The sequence below is a fragment of the Winogradskyella endarachnes genome (assembly GCF_009741275.1).
Lineage (GTDB): Bacteria > Bacteroidota > Bacteroidia > Flavobacteriales > Flavobacteriaceae > Winogradskyella > Winogradskyella endarachnes.
In genome coordinates this window covers 254749-272206 of the sequence record NZ_WOWS01000003.1, presented here as the reverse complement: position 1 = coordinate 272206, position 17458 = coordinate 254749, and the positions used below count along the sequence as shown (strand labels likewise).

The 17458-nt window shown below is 34.1% G+C and carries 15 protein-coding genes; 14 read left to right on the top strand and 1 reads right to left on the bottom strand.

The window, feature by feature from the left end:
• The first annotated feature begins 1787 nt into the window (after positions 1–1787).
• The gene (locus GN138_RS09555) at positions 1788–2978 is read left to right on the top strand and encodes a hypothetical protein (RefSeq protein ID WP_157363573.1); all 1191 of its coding nucleotides are present in this window, start codon (positions 1788–1790) and stop codon (positions 2976–2978) included.
• Between the two features lie 317 nt (positions 2979–3295).
• Entirely contained in the window at positions 3296–3583 is a 288-nt protein-coding gene (locus tag GN138_RS09550) for a YciI family protein (protein ID WP_157363572.1), read from the top strand.
• 1075 nt (positions 3584–4658) lie between these two features.
• Here the strand turns inward: GN138_RS09550 and GN138_RS09540 are convergent.
• Complete coding sequence (locus tag GN138_RS09540) at positions 4659–5282, bottom strand: cysteine hydrolase (RefSeq protein WP_157363570.1); 624 nt, start codon at positions 5280–5282, stop codon at positions 4659–4661.
• A 117-nt stretch (positions 5283–5399) separates the two neighbouring features.
• On the opposite strand from GN138_RS09540, the gene GN138_RS09535 reads away from it, so the two are divergent.
• From GN138_RS09535 to GN138_RS09475, 12 genes are all read left to right on the top strand, one after another.
• Positions 5400–5723 carry a MerR family transcriptional regulator gene (locus tag GN138_RS09535; RefSeq protein WP_157363569.1) on the top strand — a complete coding sequence of 108 codons (324 nt, stop codon included), beginning with the start codon at positions 5400–5402 and terminating at the stop codon, positions 5721–5723.
• Positions 5724–7670: 1947 nt separating this feature from the next.
• Complete coding sequence (locus tag GN138_RS09530; RefSeq protein WP_157363568.1) at positions 7671–9128, top strand: Lcl domain-containing protein; 1458 nt, start codon at positions 7671–7673, stop codon at positions 9126–9128.
• Between the two features lie 71 nt (positions 9129–9199).
• On the top strand, positions 9200–10501 hold the full coding sequence (locus GN138_RS09525) for a YHYH protein (protein ID WP_157363567.1): 1302 nt from the start codon (positions 9200–9202) through the stop codon (positions 10499–10501).
• 4 nt (positions 10502–10505) lie between these two features.
• Positions 10506–11507, top strand: coding sequence for a hypothetical protein (locus GN138_RS09520; RefSeq protein WP_197429337.1), 1002 nt, complete (start codon positions 10506–10508; stop codon positions 11505–11507).
• Between the two features lie 6 nt (positions 11508–11513).
• A complete protein-coding gene (locus tag GN138_RS09515; RefSeq protein ID WP_197429336.1) occupies positions 11514–12089 on the top strand; it encodes a Crp/Fnr family transcriptional regulator in 576 nt (191 codons plus the stop codon).
• Between the two features lie 87 nt (positions 12090–12176).
• Positions 12177–13043, top strand: coding sequence for an alpha/beta fold hydrolase (locus tag GN138_RS09510; protein WP_157363566.1), 867 nt, complete (start codon positions 12177–12179; stop codon positions 13041–13043).
• A gap of 2 nt (positions 13044–13045) precedes the next feature.
• Entirely contained in the window at positions 13046–13537 is a 492-nt protein-coding gene (locus tag GN138_RS09505; RefSeq protein ID WP_157363565.1) for a DUF2938 domain-containing protein, read from the top strand.
• A gap of 1175 nt (positions 13538–14712) precedes the next feature.
• Positions 14713–14874, top strand: a complete 162-nt coding sequence (locus GN138_RS09495) for a hypothetical protein (protein WP_157363564.1) — start codon at positions 14713–14715, stop codon at positions 14872–14874.
• Between the two features lie 17 nt (positions 14875–14891).
• Positions 14892–15728, top strand: a complete 837-nt coding sequence (locus GN138_RS09490) for a DUF932 domain-containing protein (protein ID WP_157363563.1) — start codon at positions 14892–14894, stop codon at positions 15726–15728.
• Between the two features lie 65 nt (positions 15729–15793).
• Positions 15794–16102, top strand: a complete 309-nt coding sequence (locus GN138_RS09485) for a hypothetical protein (RefSeq protein ID WP_157363562.1) — start codon at positions 15794–15796, stop codon at positions 16100–16102.
• A 69-nt stretch (positions 16103–16171) separates the two neighbouring features.
• Complete coding sequence (locus GN138_RS09480; protein ID WP_157363561.1) at positions 16172–16339, top strand: hypothetical protein; 168 nt, start codon at positions 16172–16174, stop codon at positions 16337–16339.
• 729 nt (positions 16340–17068) lie between these two features.
• On the top strand, positions 17069–17413 hold the full coding sequence (locus GN138_RS09475) for a single-stranded DNA-binding protein (protein WP_157363560.1): 345 nt from the start codon (positions 17069–17071) through the stop codon (positions 17411–17413).
• The last annotated feature ends 45 nt before the right edge of the window (positions 17414–17458 follow it).

The following is a 17458-nucleotide window of genomic DNA, read 5'->3' as shown; positions in this document are numbered from 1 at the left end:
AAATCATGACAGAATTTAAAAACAAACCAACCAATCCGTTGTTTTTCCAATTTATTCAATATTAATTCACCAAGCAGGACACTAATTAAGACATCAACGAAAATTGTATACGCTTTAGAAGAAAACCTAATAAAAGATACAAAATTACTAAAGCAATAAAACCAACAACCATTTTTCGCATAATTATAAATCAACAGACCTTTATTTTATTCATCTCGGTTTTCCATACTAAAAGGCATATTTTTATTTCTTAATACTTTTAAATTTCTGTAGAGAAAAACGTATATAAATAAGTATTAATATGACTAAAAAGAAGCTATATAATTGTCATAAACATATTTTTATAATCGATTCTGTACAGAATGAGTTCGCAGAAATTTTTATAACTACCTATTAGCCAAAATAATTACAATAACACTTATCTAATGGTATTTAACAAACCTTACTTACAGAGGAAATTATAAACATTAAAGCGTTATAAATAGTTCAAAATGAGCATATCTCAATAATTTAGGACAGGTTTTGCTCAAAATTAAGTTCCAATTATTAATCGTTAAACTGCTCTTTGTGGTATAATCAAATACCTTTTAAAAAGGTATTTGATTGTCGATTCCCCGATGCCTTCTTCTGCTAATGAAAAGGTCAAAATACGTTTTCAATTGTTGATATAGATCTATTTCATATTCTACCAGTTGGATAAAGTTGTATACTCTCTAGTGTTTGAAACTTGTTCAAAGACGTTCAATGAACACATTGTAGATTACCCTACTTACCGTCCATACTAAGTTTGATAGAACTAATCAGGTTAATTCCTCGGAAGTAAATTGGCTTACTTGGTCGTTATTGACGATTTCAGGTTTGCCATATACTGCAACAGCCTCTTCCAAGGTCTTTTTGTACCATTGTTTATGATATTTAATACAGATTAATTGAAAAGTTAACATCTATGCACACCGATGATGACGACCAATCACATGAAGCGCTTGCGTATGGGTATGTATGTGATGTCAATCACCCATACTTTGTTAGATCTTTAAGCTTCAGGTTAAGCAAAAGGTATGGATAACTTTGTGCACATTGTTGCACCTATAAATATGTTCCTTGTCCCTTAACTATATAATTTATCTGGCCTATGCTCTTTTGTTTAGTCTTATACCTTTAAAATGTGCATATGCTTGGCTCTGTTGTAATAATGATCGGAGTAATGCTCGTTCATCAAACGCATGTGCTCTAGTTTCAATCTCACCCTTGGTTTGTAACAAAACCCTGAACAGCTCAACTATAAAAATTTGCCCTATTTCATGAAACATAGGTCGCAATGATCCTTGCTTATCATCTCACTTGGTTCTTTAAGCGGTCTCAACACAAGGATTTCTTTAAAAAATCAAACACCCTTTTTACTTGCCAATTACCTTGAGTAAATGAACTTTCTTTTGTCCAGCCTCGTTCTTTAGGAGATTTACTTCCCTTATTGAAAACTGATTCCGCCTGCGCCAAGATCTTACGTCTCCATTGGTTGACCTCTTACGGCAATATCTCAACCATTTTGCAAGATCCTTTCCGATTTCACTCTCCATGAGCGCTTCAAAAACTACCTTAATCTTGAATTTTGTAGTAAATTTAAGTTTCTTTTTGACAACTTAATTCACTGTCCTCTTATTTGGAAAATGCCCTTAACATCAAATACAAATCTTATTAAAAAAATATTGTAAATTTACCTAAACTTAGGATTTAAGAACTGACAAAGTTCAAACTAATTTTCAGTATGATTCAACCATAAGAATTCAATGAAAAGACTTATTATCCAATCCTTTTTAACATTCATATTACTTTCTTGTAATCCACATATAGAAAATAATAATCATAAGGAGTTTATAAAAAAACAAGACCTAACAGCTAAAGATTATATAATAAATTTATTTGAAACAAATGATATTGTTATTCTTTGTGAACGTTTTCATGCTGAATTTACGCAATATGAACTTTTCCTAGAAATAGCAAAGGATTCATACTTCATAAACAATGTTGGACATATTTACACCGAAGTTGGAGTTTTTAATATGAATAATGCAATTAATACCTTTCTTCAAAGTAAAGATGTTGATTCTATTTCAGATAGAAAAAACATTTCCAATATTTTTAGAAATATTGATAATACACCATATTGGCATTGTAATAACTACCCTTGGTTTTTATGGGAACTTTTCAAATTAAACCAGAGTTTGCCAACAGACAAAAAAATTAGACTTCATCCGGTGGATGAATCTTTTAACTGGTCAGATTACCAAACAGTTTTAGATTATAAAAAACATTTAAGTAACCAACTCAATCGTGACAGCTTAATGGCAAACAACTTTATGCAAACATACCAAAAGCAATCTAAATACAATTCAGGTAGGAAAAAGGCATTGGTTATAATGAATTACCGACATGAATTCTTTAAAGACTATGAATTTATAGATTACAAAAAAGGAAGCAGACAAAACTTTGGTAAATTTATTTTAGAAAAATTCGTAGACAAGGTTTCTAATGTCTATATCATGGGACTTGGTATGCCGATAATGAACAAATACACAGTCGTTCAGGATGGAAAATGGGATGCAATATTCGAGCAGTCAAATAAGACTAATGTAGGTTTTAACATCAAAGGAACTCCTTTTGGCAAGGATGATTTTGATGTAATACCGAGAGAAATTATAAAAGAAAAATTCATTTATGAAGAAGTTTTCACTGATCTTGTTTATTATAACCCAATTCAAGAACATAAGCTTGTTTATGGGTGGAATGGATTTGTAACAAATAATTTTGAACCTGAAGCTATCCGAAGAGCTCGAATCTTTTTTGAAGCAATTGGAAATGATATGACAGAAGAAGAACTCAAGAAATGGGTTTGGGGTCTAAATAACGAAGATTGGGAATACTATGAAGATATAGACTCATTGAGGTTGTTAATTGATAATAAAAAAAACGGTTTGTAACACTTAGAATAAGTAATGAAAGGGAAAATCCTAAATATCAAGATTTGTAGCCCACTCCATCAACCTTATCGTTTAACAAGGAAAGACAACATAATATGCCACTACTCATACAGTTTTACAGTTGGGATGTATTTGCCTGCGGAACTTAGACTCGCGTTTTGCAAACGCGTCCTTCTGCTAATCACATCTCAATCGCCCACTGGTTTGTCATACCTCTTAAAATTAATTCTATAATTAATCGAATCCGCAAGAAATCAACACTAAACTAAACACAACTGAACTCAAATTGAATTTAAAAACTAAAAAAAGTAATTTAAATGTTCATAATAAACTTAACTTATAAAACTGAACTTAAAAATGTTGACAAATTTCTCAATGCTCATATTGATTTTCTTAATGAACAATATGAATTGGGCCATTTCCTAGCTTCAGGACGAAAAATACCAAGAACAGGTGGAATAATATTATCAAATGTCGAATCTCAATCTGAATTGGAAAAAATCATTGGTAAAGACCCTTTCAAGAAAAATGACTTAGCGGATTATAATCTTACTGAATTTGTACCAAGCAAAACTTGTGAAGAATTGAAATTCTTAATGAAATAAAAAAAGTACGAAAAAAAACAAAGAACTGAGATAAAAAACAAACAAATTCTTCCTTAATCTTAGACAATAATATTAAAGGCTAATAGATTCTAAAATCAGATTATTGAGCTTTTTTATTCAATTTATCCTCTATTTATCTTAACAATACGAGAACATAGGTCTAATCAGAGGGTCTTAATGATTTTGCGATGGAAAAGGACTGTTTAAATAGTTTGTTAGCAGCCACTATCAATGCCAGTGTCTTGTTCTTCATCTTTATTCACGATTCACTCCTACACCTCTTTACATATCTTATTTTGTTTAAAGGCATTGAAAGAACATGGAAACAATAGCTTTTGAAGCTTTCTATTTCCGACCTTGCTTATTCTCGCCTGACCTATCACACCACTCCCTGCCTCTCGAATCGTTGGGGTTATATCGATATAACTACAAAGTGTAAGCACATAAATATCTGGCAACAATTCCTTAAGGTATTTCTAGAATCCCTTATAATCACCTCTATATTGTTCGCAACCTTTGTTACTGGTATGTACATCAAAGACACCTTTACTAATGTTGACTCCAAAAGTTTCTTAATATTTATTAATAATAAAAATTTTATGAAAGAGCAGACCACTCCTGCTCACAATAACCTGAAAAAGAGACAAATATCTCACATAACTGAACGTGGATTAAGTAGTAAAAGAAAGAGCATTATTATTATTGACGGAATCGTAAGTTCCTGCGTCTATAAGTAATTGTTTGTTCTCGACTACCTATGAAAATCATCACAGATTTTAAATTTGGCTTGTACTTGCTAAATTAAGTGCTAAACCATGCAACTACTCATAGCTGAAACAATTAGATATAACCTTGAAAAATCCTGTCTAAAAATCAACCTTCCCTTTTTTTATCAAACCATTTTACAAGCGAAACATAAATAACGGCTTGAGGAAAAGTCAAAAGCAGACTGAATAAAAAACGAACCGGCCAATCCGAAATAAAACTCTGTGGAACTAAACTTAAAACTAAACTATTGACAAAACAAAGCGGAATGGCTATCATTGACACAAACCGCAATGTCCGTTTCAATTCCTTATTCATCGGTAAACTCATCAGTCGTTAAGTACTCGCCAAAATGGTGGACAATCTCGTTCAAAACGTAATCTTGTTGCTTGCGATTAAAAGCTGATGTAGCATCGGAAATCAAAAACGTATTATAACCCTTGTCGTGTGCGTCACGTAAAGTACTTTCAACACAAACGTGCGTGGCATAACCGACCAAATAAAGATTTTCGATTTTATTATTGCGCAGATAAGCATCCAGATTTGAGCCAGTAAATCCACTCGCACCGACCCTTCCTGTAGCGACAAATTCATTTTCAATCGGCTTTACGGTTTCATAGAATTGAGAGCCGAAACCATCGACCGGAAACGTTCCGGCATTTGGAATGGCTTTCCGCAAACCACTTTTTCCGTTCGCTAATTCAGGATAACCGTTTTTAAAACGCAATCCAACGTGAATGACTTCAATATTATTCTTACGGGCAAAATCCAAAGCCTTTTCAATATTGAAAACCGATTCCGACATCATTTCCTTGTCAGCAACCAAAGCCTTGTAAAGTTTACCGTTGGGGTGCATCCACTCGTTTTGCGTTTCGATTAAAACCAAAGCAGATTTTCCCTGTATTTGTGAGTTTATTTTTGCTGTTATTGCCATAATTATTAGAATTAAAAATAATTTTTCACTTATTTACAAATAATGTATATTATTTACAATTGCAAAGCAACTAAAATTTATTTACTTTTACAACAAACATTGTAATTTATTTACAAAATGAATAAAAATGATAACATAACGAACCTGTCATTCGACTTCGAGTTTTTGGACAAAGTCATCGTTGGAATTGGCGAAGTTTCGCAGATTACCAACATTCCGACAAGGCAAATCCGTTATTGGGAAGATAAAGGAATTATAACAAGTCTGACCGAAAAAGAAGGAAAGAACAGACGTTACGACTACAAGAACATAAAAAAAATGTTGTTGATTAAAGAGCTTTTGGACGAAGGTTATACTTTGGACGCTTCGGCAGAAAAAGTAAAAAAACGAATTATACTGATTGAAGAAATGTTGAAAAAACTAAAAAAAGACTACAGCTAACAATGGCCCGCAACGTTCTCAGAATTTACGTCTAAACTTATTTCAGAATAAAACATGGATAAAATTTACTGTGTAATCCAAACCCAAAAACGCTCGAAACACAACGCAGAAGATCTTTACTGATATAACTATGGCGAACTAAACTAAGTCGAAAACTCGTCCGAAATCAATATAACCCGAAATAAATGAATCTACAAATCATGGCTGAATTAAACAAGATATTTAGTATGAAGAAATTGAATCGTTACAGCCTTCATCTCAAAACCCAAACCTGATATCGTTAAACAAAAACTTATAGCGAATTCAAAACACGAAACTCGTAAAAGCCAACCTAGGTAATAAGGCGTATATTTTTATCAAAGTTGAATCTTTCTGCCAAGAATTTATCGACTCGTCTCCAATGTATCGTAATTTTTTTGACAATTTTCTGCTCAAATCAATGCAACAAAAACATACACCAAACCGTCAGACTGTGCTAAAACTGCTTCTTCGTTAATAACTTTCTTGATCACTGATTTATTAGCAGACTTCTACAGACATCACTTGGTTATGATGGACATTGAATCATCCTTCGGTATTGATTCTTGGACATTAATCGTCGATATGTTCGTTGATATCATTCCAATAGAAAACTTAGGGTTCGAGAATGTCCTTAATTACGAAGGTAATCCACCTTATCGGTAATTGGACTTACTCAAACTATACCTCAATCCGCTCCTCATACCAATTTGTACATACCTGCAAGGTTTACCTCGAGGTTCTCTGACTACTACCGAAAGTCAGAATTTCAGCAACAAAATAGCATACTTCAGAAAAGAAAATGTTAGGGCATTTAAAATGGCTTTTAAATATTTCATAAGGCTTCTAAAAGGTTAGGCACTAATAGACCGGCAGACTATTGTCATACACTCTTTCAAGATTAGGGCGCAGAGCGCCCTTAAGAACAATTTCAACCAGTAAAAGATCGATTGCCGTATCGATTATAAAGACATTAAGGTCCTGAAATACCAACAACAACTAGACACCGAGGACAAGGATATCGATGTAAAGGAAGTGCGAGACAAAATAGTCTATCAGGAATCCAAGAAAGAAAAAACGGCAACATATAAAAAGCTTAATCAGTACGAGGAAAGTTAGATTGGCCTTACCTATAAAGGATACAACACGGCTAAAAATCTGGAGATATCCACCGAAATAGTTATTACCCAATATTTCTCCTCAAAGGAATATACTTACTAAAATTAAGGAGCTTTATTTAATGATCGATTTAAATACGACAAGGAAAAAGACACTTACATCTGCCCTCACGGGCAAATATTGATGACCAATGGAACCATTTACGGTAAGACTGGGCAAAATGTCAAGCATTACAAAAACAGGCAGGTCAGCAAAGTGCGCCACTTAAAGCAAATATGTACCAAAAATAAAAATAGCCGGTTCATAGAACTCTAGATATATCAAGAAGTATTGCAAGAAAATCAAAAATGTGTATTAGGGAACCTTGAATACTGCAGACTCAGACAATAAATCACCGAACACCAACTCGGAACATTAAAAAGGCAATTTGTGATTTACCCATACTTTGATGAAGGGAAAGTAAAACGCTCTTTCAGAAGTAAACCTAATCATGATATGATAAAATCTGACCAGGATTATGCACATTCTTGACCCAAAGATTTTGAAAAAAAGCTAAAAGGCCATGACTCCCAATGCACCCACTCTATTTGACGGAATATTAACCTATATAAGAGACTTTCTTTTATTTAAAATTCATTATCCTCCCTTAAGGCAACTAAGAAAATTACCATTTCTAAGCCCTAAATCTTAAATGGTTCCTTAATTTTAATCCAAATGAAGTTGCTACGCAAACTCCCGCTGGCGGTAATTAAACCATTTCTATTTTCTCTAGTCTTATATTATAACATACGTCCATCAAAAACAAAAACAATGAAAAAGATATTATTATTAATAATTGCATCAACTAACTTTTTCTTCACTTATTCACAAGTAACCTATCCTATTGTAGACACAGATGTAAGTGATTTTTATGACAATAACTCGATTATTGCTGCACCTACAATTGGTCAAAGCTTTTATGGTCAAGACGCCCATTATAACGGCAACCAGCCATCTTATACTAACAATGGGGATGGCACAATAACGGATAATATAACAGGGCTAATGTGGGAACAAGATATGGGAACGAAAATTACATACGATGCAGCATTTATAAAAGCTTCAAATTCAACTTTGGGAGGCTATAACGACTGGAGAGTTCCCACTATAAAAGAATTATACTCATTGGCATATTTTACAGGAAGATGTTTTGGAGATGATGCTGTAATTAAATTTATTGATACTAATTACTTCAATCAACCCATTGGAGATGAAAGTATTGGAGAGCGTGAAATTGACGCACAAACTTGGTCAAGTACACAGTACGTTGGTTTAACAATGGCAAGTGACGAAGCTGTTTTTGGATACAATTTTGTTGATGGAAGATTAAAAGGATACCCGAAATATGACCCATCAACTGGAGATGCAAACACAATGTATTTTAGACTTGTAAGGGGAAATACATCCTATGGCATAAATAATTTTGTCGATAATGGAGATGGAACTATTACCGATAACGCAACTGGATTAATGTGGCAGCAAGCTGATGACGGAAATACTCGTGATTGGGAAAACGCTCTATCATATTGCGAAAATCTTACCCTTGCTGGACACAGTGATTGGCGCTTGCCAAATGCTAAAGAATTACAGAGTATTGTAGATTATACTAGAAGCCCAACTACAACTGCATCACCGGCTATTGACCCTCTTTTTTCCTGTACATCTATAAGTGACCCAAATGGAAATACCGGTCAATATGGTTACTATTGGAGTAGTTCACCTCTTCAAGATGGACCTGAACCTTACTCAGATGCTGTTTATTTCTGTTTCGGAAAAGCACAAGGACTCATGGAATTGCCGTCATTGTCTGGTAATTATCAGCTTTTGGATGTTCACGGAGCAGGAGCCCAGCGCAACGACCCGAAATCAGGAAATCAATCTGATTTTCCAGATTACTTTGGTCCTCAAGGGGACGTGAGGTATGTCTACAATTTTGTTCGTGCTGTCCGAAGCACAGATGTTTCATTATCAGTAAACGAACAAAATTTTGATAACAGTCTTAAAATTTACCCTAACCCTTCTTCTTCGGAAATCACGATTGACTTACCAGAAAACATTAATTTATTGGCTATTGAAATCTTTAATATTCAGGGTAGAAGAATTAAGAAAATAACTAATATCAGTGAATCAAAAATAATTATCAACGTTTCAGACTATTCTAAAGGTACTTATTTCTTAAAGCTATCAACTTCTGGTAATAAATATGTAAAAAAAATTGTTGTTGATTAAAAATTTTGAAAAAATGAAATATTGACCACAGGATTTTTATAAAAAAAGCGTCTAAATAAAAAATAGGAGAAATGAAACAGATTTTAACACTTACATTTTTGTTTTTCATACAGTTAACACTAATTGCTCACGAGGGTGGTCACGGCAATAGTAAAACTTGGACCATTAACGGTAAATCGGTGCAGGCAGAATTATTAAACTATGAAAATGACAAAGTATTTTTTCTAGACAAAAACCACCAATTAATATCTTATAAGTTAGAAGAACTTGCGCCAGCACAACAAGAAATTGTTTTGTCTAAATATAACAAGATTACACAGTTTCACGGTCATTACTCAAATACGCACAGTCATTCCTTGTTCAATTGGGTGTTGAGTGGTGCAGGCGTTTTATTATTAGCTGTTTCTCTGTTGTTTTATGTCAAACAAAAGAAACCTATTCATCTGTTATATGGTGCTTTGGGTTGTATATTTTTGGTGGCTGTAGCCTGCAAAAATGATGATTCTTCCGATTCTAACGAGCCATTACAAGTAGTTCCTTCCAACGATGTTTCTTTTATAGAATCTATTTTTGGAACATTTCCAGAAATTGGCACGTCTTTTGACGATACTTACTTTTATGTTTCATCTAATGGAATTCCAGACCATAGTATGATGGTTGGCATTACCAACTGGCAGCAACAAGTACCCATTGACCATAATTATACAGGAAATAATAGCTGGGCAATCCCGATTCAACCTGTACTTTCTGATAACCCATTGTCTACTCAAACTAATCTTTTAAAAGGCGCCATTGCCATTGCGGCAAACGGTATTCCTATTTTTAATCCACTCAACAACCGTGGAGAGGATGCCAATGCAATTGGGGAATTGGATCAATGGGGTGGACATTGTGGGCGAGCCGATGATTATCACTACCATTTGCCACCTACACATTTGCAAAGCATCGTTGGAAATGACAAGCCTATTGCTTATGCTGTGGACGGATTTCCTGTTTATGGCGAAACCACCCAAACTTTAGACGAATACTTGGGTAGATTCAATGAAGATGGTGGTTATGAATACTATTCTATTAATGAATATCCTTATTTAATTGCTGGCATGCGAGGCAAAGTTACTTTAGACCCCAACACATCAGCACCAGAAAACCAAGTAATTCCTCAAGCAATGACCCAAGGCGTTCGGCCAGCATTAGAACCGCTTCAAGGTGCTGAAATTACCGATTTTACATCCACCGGAATAAATGCCTATCAACTTACGTACACATTAAACAATCAAAACTATGTGATTAATTACAGTTGGGATGATAACGGATTGTACACCTACGAATTTGTGAATCCTAACGGAACGACGACTCAAACTTATCAACGATAATAATATGAAAATGATACCATTCAAAATCCTTGTTGCAATGCTATTTGCTTTGTCTCTAACACATTGCAGCAATAACGATAATAATAGCAATTCTGATACAGACGAACCTTCAACTTCAGAATACGATGGAACGGCTTCGGTTACCCAAGGCTTTGGAACCACAACTGCAGCCAATCTCTTTCCTCAAGGACAGCGGGTTGCGGCAATGGGCACCATTACAGCAAGCGACAATACTGTTTGGACAGTGCCTGCCGATGTAAATTATACCGATGACTCGTTCCCATTTGCACCCGATTTGAATAACCCTTACGGAACGCAATATGCAAGTGCATCAGCGGCACTAGCGGCTTTTGATGAAAATGACATTATAGAGGTTGACGCATCTGGCGAAGTAATTACCGCTTATTTGTTTGCCGATAACTATTTTGAATTGTATGTAAATGGAATACCCGTGGGAAAAGATGCTGTACCATTTACTGAATTTAATTCTCATATTGTAAAATTTAGAGTCAACACGCCATTTACCATCGCAATGAAACTTGTGGATTGGGAAGAAAATTTAGGGTTGGGGTCAGAAAACCAAGCCACACCTTATCACCCAGGAGATGGTGGTATGATTGCTGTTTTTATGGACGAAAATGAAAATATTATTGCTTCAACTGGTAGCGATTGGAAAGCCCAAACTTTTTACACAGCACCCATCCAAGATTTAAGTTGTCCAACTGAAAATGGGACCGCGCGCAGCACAACAAACTGTTCTACAGCAGATGCAACTGATGGTAGCAATTTTCATGGATTACATTGGGAAGTGCCTACTAACTGGAATTCCACAGGTTTTGATGATTCCAATTGGCCTAGTGCAACCGTTTATACTTCATCAGAATTAGGAATGGATAATAAAATTGCTTACACAACATATTTAGATGTATTTGATAATGCCGAGTTTATTTGGTCAACAAACGTAATTCTAGATAATGAAGTTATTGTGAGATATAATGTTGAATAAAAACTAGTGAACAATCAAGTAAAGAAAATAATAGATAATATTTTTCAAATATCTCAAAATTCATTTCGAAAAATTAGTTCTTTATTGAACTATGAAACGTTTAACAAAGGAGATATTTTTATCCAGAAAGACATGCATAATGAAAAGGAATATTTTGTTCTAAATGGTGTTTGTAAAAGCTACTTAACAAGTCCTGATGGTAAGGAAATAAACATATCTTTTTTTACTAATAACAGCATTATCTCACCACATTCAATCAGAACTTCAAATAACATTTCTAATCTAAATTTTAAGGCATTAACAACGATTGAAATGGCTTCTATGAACGCTGAGGTATTTAAGGAGTTAATGATTGAAAATGTTGAAATCCGTTATTTTGGAAATACCGTACTACAAAAGGAACTTATCTTAAAAGTTGAAAAAGAAATCGGTCTTGCTTCTCTGACTGCAAAGGAAAGGTTAGTAGCGTTTCGTAAAAAATATTCGCTTTTAGAAAACCAAATTTCACATTCTGATATTGCCTCTTATTTAGGAATTACAAATGTTTCATTAAGTAGGCTTCGTAAAGATATATTTCATTGACCTATTTTATCATTTGTTAATAGAAAATAGTTAATTCGAAACTATTTTTGTTTCATATATAATATTTGACGATTAAATTCTAATTTTATGAGTATATCAGAGCAAAAGACGGTTTTTATAGAAAACGGAAACGCCACGCTACATTTAAAGATTTATTCAAATGATATTTTAGAAACACTGATTCTACTTCACGGAGGACCAGGAGTTCCTGATGATATGATAGAAGTAGTTGAATTTCTTAAAAAAAATTATCACATCATAACCTTTGAGCAACGAGGTGTTGGGCAATCGAAATGTGAGGAATGCACCTATAAAATGGAAAATTATATTTCTGATATTGATGCTATTAGTCAGTATTTAGAGATAGATAAATTTCATCTATTCGGACATTCGTGGGGTGGTTTATATGCTCAGATTTATGCAGAAGAAAGGCCTGAAAAAATCAAAAGTTTATTTCTATGCAGTCCAAGTTCTGGTACAAATAAAACGTGGCAAAAAACAGAAAAAGAAGTAATGCGTTTCAATCAAAAAAGTACTTCTAAAATAGAATGGCTACAAATGGGGTGGAATTCGCTGCTTGGAATGTTAGGGAGCGATAAAGCCTATCAGAAACTTTTTAATCAAGTACTTAAAAACTATCATAAAGACTATTTCGAAGTAAAAATTGAAAAAGACTTTTTGAAAAAAATTTATGCAAAATCAGTTAACAAAACTACTAAAGAAATTAAAAACTATAAAGCTTTGCCTGTATTTAATAATACTAATTATCCCATACTAATTACTTATGGTGACAATGATATTTATGGCAATAGCAGAAATAAACTTTTAGAAAGATTTCCTTCTGCGAAAGTTCATATTATCAGAAAGTGTGGGCATATTCCTTGGAAACATAACCCAGATGGGTTTAATAAGGTATTAATTGAGTTTTATTTTTCCAAAAAAAATTATAATTAAAAATGAACATAATTTTACAAACAATTTTGGTAGGTATTGGAGCAACTATTTTTATGGATTTGTATGCTTTAGTATTGAATTTATTCAATATAAAAACACTTGATTATAGATTTTTAGGTCGGTGGATTGGGAATTTTTTTAAAGGTAATTTTTATCATTCTAAAATAACAGAATCACCTGTTATTACTTTTGAAAAACCATTAGGTTGGATTACCCATTATCTCATTGGCATTACCTTTTCTTTTATATTAGTTTTATGTTTTGGAATAAAATGGTTAGAAAACCCAACAGTTTTACCCGCCTTATTTATTGGAATAATTGCTATTCTAGGTCCCTTTTTTATAATGCAACCCGCTTTTGGTTTTGGTATTGCTGGTTCAAAATTACCAAATCCTAGCAAAGCAAGAATTATGAGCTTTATAACCCACGTTGTATTTGGAATTGGTTTATTTGTAAGTGCTTATGCACTATGTCAAATAGTGAAAATATTATGAAACAACCTAGAATAATAAGAACTACCGCCAACACCTTATATAATTAATAGCTAGTTCTCGCTTATTTTTGAAAATCTCCAGGGGTTTTCATTTCGGCTTTATTTACTATTTTAATGTAAACACTAATCTTTAACTTATGCATAGCATCTGCCCTTAGAACATACTACGGACTTTTTGATGATTAATTAAGAAGAATATTAACGGAAGCTCTACAAGATTATGAAGAAGAACCAAAAATATATTTTTCAGTTCAAGAAAATGGATTTGCAAACGGTATCGTATTTCATCAAAACACTTACCAACACAAAGAAATGTTCGTTAAGGTCATTGAGAAATCCGAAACGATGAATTCAAAATACTCAAACTACTGGCCAATAGCAAAATGGCCTATTGTACGCGCAAAGAGCAAATCGTGAAAATCAACGAAAGGGAAATACGCAAAAAAGCACATTGAAAACAACAAACAGTTCGAGGAAGTAGTTCAAATGATTCGTGAGACTGAATACATTAATATTAAAAAGACACTTTCAACAGATGAAATGGTGGAGTACTCGATATCGCTTTTTGAAAATAACGTGGCCTATATGAGCCAACAAAAGTATTTCTCAAAGTTCTTGGGCGACACGCCCAAGATGACCAAAGTTGAAATGGTCGAGAATTTCAAAAAGCAGTTCAAAAAAGAAATCTTCAACAAACTGATACGCTATATGCTTACATAGCAAGTGCATTTTGACGAAAGCAATCACGTTAATAACCTGACCAACATTTCATTCTACAATACGATGCAGGGATATTACAAATCCAAGATTGCCGCATTAAGAATGAACATGCCGATAAACGAGACAAGCCTGAAGCACGTTTGAAAGAACATATCACAGTTCTTGAAAGTAAAATTTAAGAACTCAGCGATTAGCCTTAGTAGTTTGAAGAAGGGTAGCATTCATGCTGCCCTTTTTCTTTTTTATGATAGTGCCTAAAAGAATGTATTTGCAAGGAAGAGGTTATCAATCAATAGTTAGCGCAAAGATAAACTCGTAAAATACACCCATCAAAAGACTACGGCATAAAGCCATTGCGCTCATCCCTCTTCTCATTTATTCCGTTTCCTTTTGAGCTGAGGTTTTAGCTTCCGTTTGGGAACTGCTCAAAATATTGTTTAATCAAAATGCATCATTATGAAACAAGTATCGGAAAAACCTAAAATTTCGCCACAAGAGGCTGAAATGCATTATCAATCGAGTAAAGAAAATTACACCATTGAAAGTGCGGAAAGCCACTTGGCTTATTACAGAGAAAAGCATCCAATCTATTATGTGGTGTTATTACAAAATGTTTAATCTAAAATTCAAAAGCTATGTATTTACAAAATCTGCAACAGGATGAAATCTTCATTCCAGCAGAAATGAAATCCTTAAAAAGTCTGACAAAGATAGAACCCAGACGAGGGCTTGAAAATGCCATTATCTCAAATGGCAAAATCGTTAATGTGGTCTCGAACAGCTACGGACACATTCCAAACCAACTGTTCTTCAAGAAAGCTGAAGATATGCTCACTGATGCGCAGTTGAAATTTCACAAACGCACCATCAATAAAAATGATAGGTCGTTCATAACCGACTTTATCATCGATGATAAAAGCCAGTTTACTGTTAATAACAACAATGACTTGATACTGCCAATGCTTCGGTTTAAAAACTCTTATGATGGTAGCGAAAAGACCTCTGGCCACTTTGGGTTTTACCGAAAGGTATGTTCTAACGGTCTGCACGTTTCACAAGCAGAAATCGAGTTTTCAATAAAGCACAGTAAAAACAATACACATCTAATTATGCCTAAGTTGAATAACATGTTTGAAAAGTTTCTGGATAATGAGTTTTACACCATTACCAAGAAATTCGATAAGATGAAGGAATTTAAAATCATCGATACACAAGAGTTCGTAAAGACCGTTCTCGATAAAACTAAGCTGTTTAGATACGAGTGTAGCGATAAGAATAGTGACCCTTCAAAAAAGTCTCGTGAGGTCATTGAGATTTTGAACTATGAAGCCTTGTTACTCAATGAAGAACCGAATCTATGGTTAGGCTACAATGCCTTCAATTCAGTATTGCACAATACATTGAAAAAGAGTTTTGGTCAACAAGAACGGTTGGATAAAAAACTTTTCGATGAAGTCTATGATATGGCTTAGGGATATTTAACGGTTTATCCAGTACCTATCTAAACTGGATTTTTTTCATCTAAAATCTAAACATTATGAATACTATAAAAACAGTACAACTCGACTTCGGTTTTGAGTGTGAACCTATACAAGCAAAAGAAAAGATATTGAAGCCTAATAAAAAGCGTGATAACGATTTCGTCTTCAATTTTATGGATTGTCTTACCAGCCCAATCATTTTATATAAATCCGCCTGGCAAGATATAATACCTAAAGACATACTTAAAAACATAAAATTATCAAGACTATTGTGTTCAATTCAACAAGAAGAAATGGCTTCACTAACTGAGGCCTTAGCATATATGATGCCTAGAACGTATGAAGCACCAATGCCCACGGAATAGGTAAACATTTATACTTGGTTGGGTCTTCAATATGCAGGTCAGTTTAAGAATACGGACCAGTTAGATGCAATGAAAGAAATAGCACCTAAAGTGCTTTCAGAATATGAAATGGGACTTTTGAATAATTTGAGAAGATGGATTTATGACAAAAGAAGAAAGGCACTAAAAGACAAATTGAAAAGTGCTGAAAAATCAGAGGTAAAGATACTACCTGAAAACCAGAAAGAACTTTTTTGAAGGCGAGCTGTACTATTCGTAAAAGTAATATTCAATTTTAATTAAAAGCAAGTTTTATTACCCACTCAGCACATTCCCCTGCATTTCGCAAAAAGCTACATTCCGGGAAAAGAGCTTCATTACACAAATCTTGGACACAATCCCCTATTTTAGCTTTCCATTCCGTTAACCCTTCCCGATGCTCTGGGAAGGAACACTACATTTCCTAGCCAAAATTGTGAATTAAGTCCGCTTTCTCATCGGAAAGCCATCACTTCAGTTTTCTTTACAGGATTTTCGGCGCTGTCTTCTTAAGTCCTCACTCGAAAATCCTTAAAAACCGAACCGCTGTCTTACACATTTTAAGGGGTTGATAATGGATAAAGCCTTTGTTGTTTTTCGGTACAGCGAAAAACAGGCACGACATAACCAATTCTAATTTAACCACAGCTGCTTATCTCGCTTAACTATCGGTACGCTCAAACGCAACTGCGTTTAAAAGAATTGCTAATGCCCTTATGGAACTTATCAAGACTATACAAGTTTTATTGAAAAATAAGGCTTCTACTTCCTTGAATCCGCCTATGGCGTGATTACTACGTCGCAAACACACCTGATTTATTCCCTAAAAGTCTTGACAAAACCCACTCTATCCATTGTGCGGTGCACGAAAGAAAAGAACAAACACCCCTTAAAATTTAATCTGTTTTAAATCAATAGGGGAAATATAAATCACTTAAATATTTTATTATGAGTACTATTAAAAATCACGTACAGTTAATTGGAAACGTTGGACAAGAACCAACCATTACAAACCTTGAAAGCGGAAAGAAAGTAGCCCGTTTTTCATTAGCCACAAATGAGTATTACAAGGACAGCAAGGGCGAAAAACAAACAGATACGAATTGGCATACAATTGTTGCTTGGGGCAAGACTGCTGAAATTGTAGAGAAGTATGTTGCCAAAGGAAAAGAGGTTGGGATATCGGGAAAACTCAAAACTCGAAGCTACACAACTGATGATAACGAACAACGCTATGTTACGGAAGTTGTAGCCGATGAAATCCTTTTACTTGGAAGTAAAGACGATAAGTAAACCTAAAAATGAAAGAGGGCGTAACCGTCGAAAGATGCGCCCTCT

Coding starts and splice junctions, on each gene's coding strand:
- GN138_RS09555 (WP_157363573.1), top strand. CDS start 1,788: ATGAAAAGACTTATTATCCAATCCTTTTTAACATTCATATTACTTTCT.
- GN138_RS09550 (WP_157363572.1), top strand. CDS start 3,296: ATGTTCATAATAAACTTAACTTATAAAACTGAACTTAAAAATGTTGAC.
- GN138_RS09540 (WP_157363570.1), bottom strand. CDS start 5,282: ATGGCAATAACAGCAAAAATAAACTCACAAATACAGGGAAAATCTGCT.
- GN138_RS09535 (WP_157363569.1), top strand. CDS start 5,400: ATGAATAAAAATGATAACATAACGAACCTGTCATTCGACTTCGAGTTT.
- GN138_RS09530 (WP_157363568.1), top strand. CDS start 7,671: ATGAAAAAGATATTATTATTAATAATTGCATCAACTAACTTTTTCTTC.
- GN138_RS09525 (WP_157363567.1), top strand. CDS start 9,200: ATGAAACAGATTTTAACACTTACATTTTTGTTTTTCATACAGTTAACA.
- GN138_RS09520 (WP_197429337.1), top strand. CDS start 10,506: ATGAAAATGATACCATTCAAAATCCTTGTTGCAATGCTATTTGCTTTG.
- GN138_RS09510 (WP_157363566.1), top strand. CDS start 12,177: ATGAGTATATCAGAGCAAAAGACGGTTTTTATAGAAAACGGAAACGCC.
- GN138_RS09505 (WP_157363565.1), top strand. CDS start 13,046: ATGAACATAATTTTACAAACAATTTTGGTAGGTATTGGAGCAACTATT.
- GN138_RS09495 (WP_157363564.1), top strand. CDS start 14,713: ATGAAACAAGTATCGGAAAAACCTAAAATTTCGCCACAAGAGGCTGAA.
- GN138_RS09490 (WP_157363563.1), top strand. CDS start 14,892: ATGTATTTACAAAATCTGCAACAGGATGAAATCTTCATTCCAGCAGAA.
- GN138_RS09485 (WP_157363562.1), top strand. CDS start 15,794: ATGAATACTATAAAAACAGTACAACTCGACTTCGGTTTTGAGTGTGAA.
- GN138_RS09480 (WP_157363561.1), top strand. CDS start 16,172: ATGAAAGAAATAGCACCTAAAGTGCTTTCAGAATATGAAATGGGACTT.
- GN138_RS09475 (WP_157363560.1), top strand. CDS start 17,069: ATGAGTACTATTAAAAATCACGTACAGTTAATTGGAAACGTTGGACAA.